Consider the following 7,950-nt stretch of genomic DNA (forward strand, 5'->3'; position numbering starts at 1 on the left):
GGATCGGCACCGGGTGGCACGGGGCGGCTCAGTCTTCCGCGAGGATCGGGGCCAGGTAGCGGCCCGTGTAGCTCTCCTCGACCTCGGCGACCTGCTCAGGCGTGCCCTGGGCGACCAGCTCACCACCACCGGACCCGCCTTCGGGACCGAGGTCGAGCAGCCAGTCGGAGGTCTTGATGACGTCCAGGTTGTGCTCGATCACGATCACAGTGTTGCCCTTGTCGACGAGGCCGTTGACCACGCCGAGCAGCTTGCGGATGTCCTCGAAGTGCAGGCCCGTCGTCGGCTCGTCGAGGATGTAGACGGTCTGGCCGGTGGAGCGCTTCTGCAGTTCGCTGGCCAGCTTCACCCGCTGCGCCTCACCGCCGGACAGCGTCGGCGCCGGCTGGCCGAGCCGCACGTACCCGAGGCCGACGTCCACCAGGGTGCTCAGGTAGCGGTGGATCGCCTTGATCGGCTCGAAGAACTCCGCGGCCTCCTCGATCGGCAGGTCCAGCACCTCGGCGATCGTCTTGCCCTTGTAGTGCACTTCCAGCGTCTCGCGGTTGTAGCGAGCGCCCTTGCACACCTCGCACGGCACGTACACGTCCGGCAGGAAGTTCATCTCGATCTTGAGGGTGCCGTCGCCCGCGCACGCCTCGCACCGGCCGCCCTTGACGTTGAAGGAGAACCGGCCCGGCAGGTAACCGCGGACCTTCGCCTCCGTCGTCTCCGCGAACAGCTTGCGGATGCGGTCGAACACCCCGGTGTACGTCGCCGGGTTCGAGCGCGGGGTGCGGCCGATCGGCGACTGGTCCACCTGCACCAGCTTGTCGACCTGGTCGACGCCCTTGATCCGGGTGTGCCTGCCGGGGACTTGGCGGGCGCCGTTGAGCTTGTTCGCCAGCACCGACGCCAAGATGTCGTTGACCAGCGTGGACTTCCCCGAACCGGAGACACCGGTGACCGAGACCATGCAGCCCAGCGGGAACGACACGTCGATCTTGCCGAGGTTGTGCTCCTTGGCGCCCACCACGGTCAGCTGCCGCTTCGGGTCCCGCTTGCGCCGGGTCTCCGGGATCGGGATCCGCTTGCGCCGGGCCAGGTAATCACCGGTCAGCGAATCCTCGTTGTCCAGCAACTCCTTGTACGGGCCGCTGTGCACGACCTTGCCGCCGTGCTCGCCCGCGCCCGGACCGATGTCGACGACCCAGTCGGCGCTGCGCACGGTGTCCTCGTCGTGCTCGACGACGATGAGCGTGTTGCCCAGGTCGCGCAGCCTGCTCAGGGTCTCCAGCAGCCGGTGGTTGTCCCGCTGGTGCAGGCCGATCGACGGCTCGTCGAGCACGTACAGCACGCCGACCAGGCCGGAGCCGATCTGGGTGGCCAGCCGGATGCGCTGCGCCTCACCACCGGAGAGGGTGCCCGCCGCGCGGTCCAGCGACAGGTAGTCCAAGCCAACGTCGAGCAGGAATCCCAGCCGGGCCTGCACTTCCTTGAGCACCCGGCCCGCGATCATCTCCTCCCGGTGCCCCAGCACCAGGGCGTTGAGGAACGCCGCGCACTCGCGCACGCTCAGCGCGCTGACCTCGGCGATGGACAGCTCGCCGTGCTCGGCGTTCTCCATCGTGACCGCGAGGATCTCCGGCTTGAGCCGCGTCCCGTCGCACGACGGGCACGGCACGTCGCGCATGTAGCCCTCGTACTTCTCGCGGGCGTAGTCCGACTCGGTCTGGTCGAGGCGCCGCTCCAAGAACGGGATGACGCCCTCGTAGGAGGCGTAGTAGGAGCGCTGGCGCCCGTAGCGGTTCTTGTACCGCACGTGCACCTGGTCGCTGGTGCCGTGCAGCACGGCCTTCTTGACCTTCGTCGGCAGCTTGTCCCACGGGGTGTCCATCCGGAATCCGACCGATTCGGACAACGAGGTCAGCAGCCGGATGAAGTACTCGGCGGTGTGCCCGCCCGCCCACGGCGCGATGGCGCCCTCGCCCAGCGAGAGCTCCTCGTCGGGCACGACGAGTTCCGGGTCGACCTCCTTGCGGATGCCCAAGCCCGCGCAATCCGGGCAGGCGCCGTAGGGCGAGTTGAAGGAGAAGGAGCGCGGCTCCAGCTCGTCCACGCCCAGCGGGTGCCCGTTCGGGCAGGCCAGGTGCTCGGAGAACTTCCGCTCGCGCTCCGGGGAATCCTCGTCGACGTCGACGAACTCCAGCAGCACCAGCCCGTCGGCGAGCCGCAGCGCGGTCTCCACCGAGTCGGTGAGCCGCTGCTTCGCGTTCGCCTTCACCGTGAGCCGGTCCACGACCACGGCGATGTCGTGCTTCTCCTGCTTCTTCAGCGTCGGCGGCGACTCCAGCTGGTGCACCACGCCGTCCACCCGAGCGCGCGCGTAGCCCTGCGACTGCAGCTGCTCGAACAGGTCGACGTACTCGCCCTTGCGACCGCGGATCACCGGTGCCAGCACCTGGAACTTGGTGCGCTCCGGCATCGCCAGCACCTGGTCGACGATCTGCTGCGGGGTCTGCTTGCTGATCGCCTCACCGCAGGTCGGGCAGTGCGGCTTGCCGGCGCGGGCGTAGAGCAGCCGCAGGTAGTCGTAGACCTCGGTGATGGTGCCCACCGTGGAGCGCGGGTTGCGGCTCGTCGACTTCTGATCGATGGACACCGCCGGGGACAGGCCCTCGATGAAGTCCACGTCGGGCTTGTCCATCTGGCCGAGGAACTGCCGCGCGTAAGCCGACAGCGACTCCACGTAGCGCCGTTGTCCTTCGGCGAAGATGGTGTCGAAGGCCAAGCTGGACTTGCCGGAGCCGGACAGGCCGGTGAACACGATCAGGCTGTCGCGCGGCAGGTCGATGTCGATCCCGCGCAGGTTGTGCTCGCGGGCGCCGCGGACGACGAGGCGGTCGGCCACTGTGATCCTTTCGGAAGTTCTCGCCGGTTCGCTGGACGCGCCCGCCGGCACCGGGCCGCGGCATCGCCCACCGCAACCCGTGGACGACCCGGCCGGGCTCCCCGTGACGGCGGCCCTGGCGGGGCAGGAGCCCCTGGTCGGTCGACCTGGCGCGGAGCCGAGGATGTCGGCGTTGCCGCGCTCGGCGGTGTTCGGACGTCGCGCGGCCATGCTATGCCGGACCCCCGACAGTGCCGCGTCGTCCCTCGTCACAGGCCGTATCAGGGTGCAACGCGCACACCGGTGCGTTATTCCGCAGCCATTAGCACGCCCTTGCGCGACCATACGCAAATTCCCCCGGATTGGGCACTGTCGGGGGACACACCTGTGCCCCTACTCTCGGGTACTCCCCTGCCACGTCCGGAGCACTTTCCTGCACACTTCAAGGAATCCGATGGCTGACACCGTCCTCGGCGCCGGCGGCACCCCCGTGCCCACCGGAGCCCAGCACTCCACCGAACAGGTCACCGCCGCCCTGTCCGCGATCGAAGCAGGCACGCACCGCCTGCTCGAGGTCGGCAAGGCGCTCGACGACGCGAGCGTGCGACGGCCCAGCCTGCTGCCGGGCTGGTCGCGGGCGCACGTGCTCACCCACCTGGCGCGCAACGCCGACGGGCTGCTGAACCTGCTGATCTGGGCGAGGACCGGCGCCGAGCACCCGATGTACGCCAGCCCCGCCGACCGGGACGCCGACATCCAGGAGGGCTCGGTGCGCGGGCACCGGCTGCTGCTGGAGGACCTCGTGGCCTCGCACGGCCGCTTCGCGCACGCGGTGCGCACGCTGCCGGAATCCGCGTGGGACGCCGAGGTCGTCGGCCGCCAGCCGATGCCCGCGCGCGACGTGCTGCGCAAGCGGCTGCTGGAGGTGTGGGTGCACCTGGCCGACCTCGACCACGGTTTCGGCTTCGCCGACATCCCCGAACCGGACGTCGAGCAGCTGCTGGAGGACACCGTCCAAGCGTTCGGCGGCAGGCCCGACGTGCCCGCCATCACCGTCGTCGTGGACTTCCCCGACGGGCACCTGCGCACGTGGGAGCTGCGCGGGACCACCGCCCCGCCCGCCCAGGTGCGCGGGACGCCGGGCGCGATGCTCGGCTGGCTGCTCGGGCGGACCGGGAGCGAGGAGCTGGAGGGCGACGCGCCGGAGCTGCCGGTGTGGCTGTGAGCCAGGCCTCGCCGAAGCGATAGGGTTCCCGGCGTGGAGGCATACGAGCAGTACACCGGCCATGTCGAACCCGGCGGCGCCCCCGCCAAGCGGGTGCTGGACGCGCTGACCATCACGAAGGTGTCGGTCGGCCCGATGGACAACAACGCGTACCTGCTGACCTGCCGCGGCACCGGCGACGCGCTGCTGATCGACGCCGCGAACGATTCGGAACGGCTCGCCGACCTGCTGGGCCACGACGACGACCGGCCCCGGCTGCGCAGCATCGTCACCACGCACCAGCACGGTGATCACTGGCAGGCGCTGGGCGCGGTCGCCGGTCAGACCGGCTGCTACACGCTGGCGCACCCGGCGGACGCGCAGGCGCTGCCGGTGCCGCCGGACCGCCTGGTGAACCACGGCGACACCATCTCCGTCGGCGACGTCGAGCTGCAGGTGATCCACCTGCGCGGCCACACCCCCGGCTCCATCGCGCTCGTCTACCGGGACCCGGCGGGCCACCCGCACCTGTTCACCGGCGACTCGCTGTTCCCCGGCGGGGTCGGCAAGACGAACTCGCCGGCGGACTTCACCTCGCTGGTCGACGACGTGGAGAACCGGATCTTCGCCGAACTCCCGGACGACACCTGGTTCTACCCGGGCCACGGCGACGACTCGACCCTCGGCGAGCAGCGCCCCCACCTCGCGGAGTGGCGCGAACGCGGCTGGTGACCAGACACGTCGAAGCGGGCCGCCCGATCCTTCGGGCGGCCCGCTTTCGCGTGCAGAGGTACGGGTCGTCGAGGGCGGCTGCTGCCCGCTCGGTGCCTCCGCGCCGCGTGGGAACAGCACACGTCCGCAGCCGGGGACACCCACACCGCGGCGGTCCGCATCGCGAGCTCGTACCGCGTCGACATGGCGCCCCTCGCCCGAAGACTCACCGAGCTCGGCCTCGTGGCTCGACCGGACGCCGATCGAATCAGGGCCACCCGGACGAACAGGGCCGACATCGTCCCCGGCCGTGCGCTTGACCGAGCGCGGATGTGCACCACTAGAACATCGGACTCAGTTAGCCCATTCAGGGAACGCTTCCCGGTAAGCGCCCTGCTGTCAGCGGGCAGTCCCTAGCCTGCCTTGCTGAAGATCAACGATCGGGCACCGAGGGGGCTTGGTGGCGCAGCAACGCTCCAACAACCAGCGCAGCGAGGCATGGCAGCAGCGAGAGGCCGCTCGTATAGTGCGCGAACAGGAAAAACGCCGAAAAGAAGCCGAGCGGGAGCAGAAAGAAGCTCATATCCGGCGACAACAAGACCTCGCCGCCGACAAGACCTCGACGGTGGAGCGCCAGCTCCGGGAGATCGAGAACGTGCTGGCCGATGCGTTGCGGCGTCCGGTACCCCGCCCTCGCTTCGAGGACATGAAACGCAGCACCACCATTCCCGCCCTGGACTTGGGCGTTGATTCGAAACCGCTCCCTCCGCCGCGGTGGGAACAATTCGCTCCCGCACCGCCCGGCGCGATCAGTCGGCTGCTGGGAGGACGATCCCGTTATGAACGGGAGAAGAAGGTGGCCGAGACAGGGTTCGACGCGGCCCAGGAACGCCACAGCGAGGACGAGATCGCCCGGCAACGACGAGTGACCGATGCTCGTCGCAGGCACCGAGCACAGCAGGAAGCGGCCGGAGCGCGCGCGACCGAGCACAACAAGAAGATCGACGAACTGCGCAAGAAATTTAGGCAGGGCGACAGGCACTCGGTGAGCAGCTACTACCAGCAAGTCATCGAGTCCATAGGAGATCTCAAAGATTTTCCCACAGCGCGCCGCGCAGGCTACGTTCCAGAATCGACACTGCTGGCGATCGAATGGCGACTCCCCCCTATCTCCGCAATACCCACGACAAAGGAATATCGATACGTCAAATCCAAGGATACCGTCGAGATCTCAAAAACTCGCGGCATAGCGGAGATCCGATCGATCTACCGAAACCTCGTCTCCCAAATCGCCCTTCGCGCCCTGCGCGCAGTCTTCGAAGCCGATAGCAGCGAGCTCGTCACGACCGTCGTGCTCAACGGCATCGTCGAGGAGATCGACCCCGCCACCGGACATCGGGTCCAACCGTGCCTCATCACGCTGCGCGCCACACGAGAGCACTTCAACCAAGTCAACCTGCGTGAAGTCGACCCGGTTCAATGCGTGAAGAAGCACTTCGCCGCGGACGTCTCCCCGCACCCCGAAGAAAGCGTCCCGGTCGCACCGCTGCTCAGCTTCAACATGGCCGACCCCAGGATCGTAGACCCCATCGATGTGATGAGCGACATCGACCAGCGCCCCAATCTGCTCGATCTCTCACCAAAAGACTTCGAACATTTCATCCAGAACCTGTTCGCCCGCATGGGATTTGACACGAAAATCTTCAAGGCTGACGGCGACGGCGGAGTCGACTGCGTCGCCTATGACCCCACACCCATTCGCGGCGGAAAGTACGTTATTCAGGTAAAACTGTACACCAAAACCGTTCCTCCTACAGCGGTTCGCGACCTGTACGGCGTCGTCCAGCACGAGGGCGCCACCAAAGGAATTCTCATCACCACCAGCGGGTTCGGGCCGTCCAGTTACGAATTTGCCAACGGGAAACCGATCCAGCTCTACGACGGACCGAACCTCCTCGCCCTCTGCCACGAGCACGATATTCCTGCTCGAATCCTTCGCACCGGCAAAAACCGGAAAGATGGACCGTGAGCTTTCCGATCATGACGTGTCGCGGTGGCCTGCCGGGACGTCAGCCGCTCCGCTGTCCGAGGGGGCGCTCTGTCGGAAAGGGCCGGGTGATCCTAGGCTCGGCGGATGGCCAGGTACTACGACGTGCACCCGGACAATCCGCAGCGCCGCACGCTCGGGCAGGCGGTCGACATCATCCGGTCCGACGGGGTGATCGTCTATCCGACGGACTCCTGCTTCGCCCTGGGCACCGGGCTGGACAACAAGAACGGCGTGGAGCGGATCAAGACCATCCGCAAGCTCGACGACCGGCACCACTTCACCCTGGTGTGCGAGAACTTCGCCCAGCTGGGCCAGTTCGTGCACATCGACAACTCGGTGTTCCGCGCGATCAAGGCCAGCACGCCGGGCAGCTACACGTTCATCCTCCCGGCGACCAAGGAAGTGCCGCGCCGGTTGATGCACCCCAAGAAGAAGACCGTGGGCATCCGCATCCCCGAGCACGTCACCGCGCAGGCGCTGCTGGCGGAGCTGGGTGAGCCGCTGCTGTCGAGCACGCTGCTGCTGCCCGACGAGGAGGAGCCGCTGACGCAGGGCTGGGACATCAAGGAGCGGCTCGACCACGTGGTGGACGCGGTGCTGGACTCGGGCGACTGCGGCACCGAACCGACCACGGTCATCGACTTCTCCAGCGGTGAGGCCGAGATCGTGCGCCGCGGCGCGGGAGACACGAGCCGCTTCGAGTGATCTCGGCGCGCACGTGTGCCGGGAAGGACCCCCACGTCCTTTCCCGGCACCGCGCCACCGGGGAGCGTCACCTACCTCCCCGGATTCCCGTCAGCCGTTCGCGGGCACGCCCGGGGCGGGAGCCGGGATGCCGGGGGCGGGCACGCCCGGAGCCGGGGACGGCACCGGAATGCCGGGGGCGGGGACGCCCGGAGCCGGGGACGGAGTCGGCACGCCATGGCCGGGCGCCGGGCCCCAGCAGGGCAGGGTCGGCAGCGCCGGGATGGTCTCGCCCGCCCCGGGCACGCCGGGCTGCGACGGGACGGTTCCCTCGGGGTCGCCGGACGGCACACCCGGCAACGGCGGCACCGAACCCTCCGGATCGCCCGAAGGCACACCCGGCAACGGCGGCACCGAACCCTCCGGATCGCC

At 68.4% G+C, this 7,950-nt stretch carries 5 protein-coding genes and 1 pseudogene; 4 read left to right on the forward strand and 2 right to left on the reverse strand.

Annotated features, from left to right (window positions below):
- Positions 1–28 precede the first annotated feature (28 nt).
- Positions 29–2,890 carry an excinuclease ABC subunit UvrA gene (gene uvrA, locus OOZ19_RS05540; RefSeq protein ID WP_266088907.1) on the reverse strand — a complete coding sequence of 954 codons (2,862 nt, stop codon included), beginning with the start codon at positions 2,888–2,890 and terminating at the stop codon, positions 29–31.
- A 433-nt stretch (positions 2,891–3,323) separates the two neighbouring features.
- Here uvrA and OOZ19_RS05545 point away from each other — a divergent pair, with 433 nt between their 5' ends.
- From OOZ19_RS05545 to OOZ19_RS05560, 4 genes are all read left to right on the forward strand, one after another.
- Positions 3,324–4,094, forward strand: coding sequence for a maleylpyruvate isomerase family mycothiol-dependent enzyme (locus OOZ19_RS05545; RefSeq protein ID WP_266088908.1), 771 nt, complete (start codon positions 3,324–3,326; stop codon positions 4,092–4,094).
- Between the two features lie 33 nt (positions 4,095–4,127).
- Positions 4,128–4,805 (forward strand): MBL fold metallo-hydrolase, encoded by a 678-nt coding sequence (locus OOZ19_RS05550; RefSeq protein ID WP_266088909.1) that lies wholly within the window; start codon positions 4,128–4,130, stop codon positions 4,803–4,805.
- A 439-nt stretch (positions 4,806–5,244) separates the two neighbouring features.
- Positions 5,245–6,813, forward strand: a complete 1,569-nt coding sequence (locus OOZ19_RS05555) for a restriction endonuclease (RefSeq protein WP_266088910.1) — start codon at positions 5,245–5,247, stop codon at positions 6,811–6,813.
- Positions 6,814–6,918: 105 nt separating this feature from the next.
- On the forward strand, positions 6,919–7,539 hold the full coding sequence (locus tag OOZ19_RS05560) for an L-threonylcarbamoyladenylate synthase (protein WP_184480627.1): 621 nt from the start codon (positions 6,919–6,921) through the stop codon (positions 7,537–7,539).
- Between the two features lie 90 nt (positions 7,540–7,629).
- Here the strand turns inward: OOZ19_RS05560 and OOZ19_RS05565 are convergent.
- Positions 7,630–7,950: pseudogene (locus OOZ19_RS05565) on the reverse strand (hypothetical protein); the annotation flags it as partial.

Origin of the sequence: Saccharopolyspora sp. NFXS83 (genome assembly GCF_026241095.1) — a bacterium.
GTDB lineage: Bacteria > Actinomycetota > Actinomycetes > Mycobacteriales > Pseudonocardiaceae > Saccharopolyspora_C.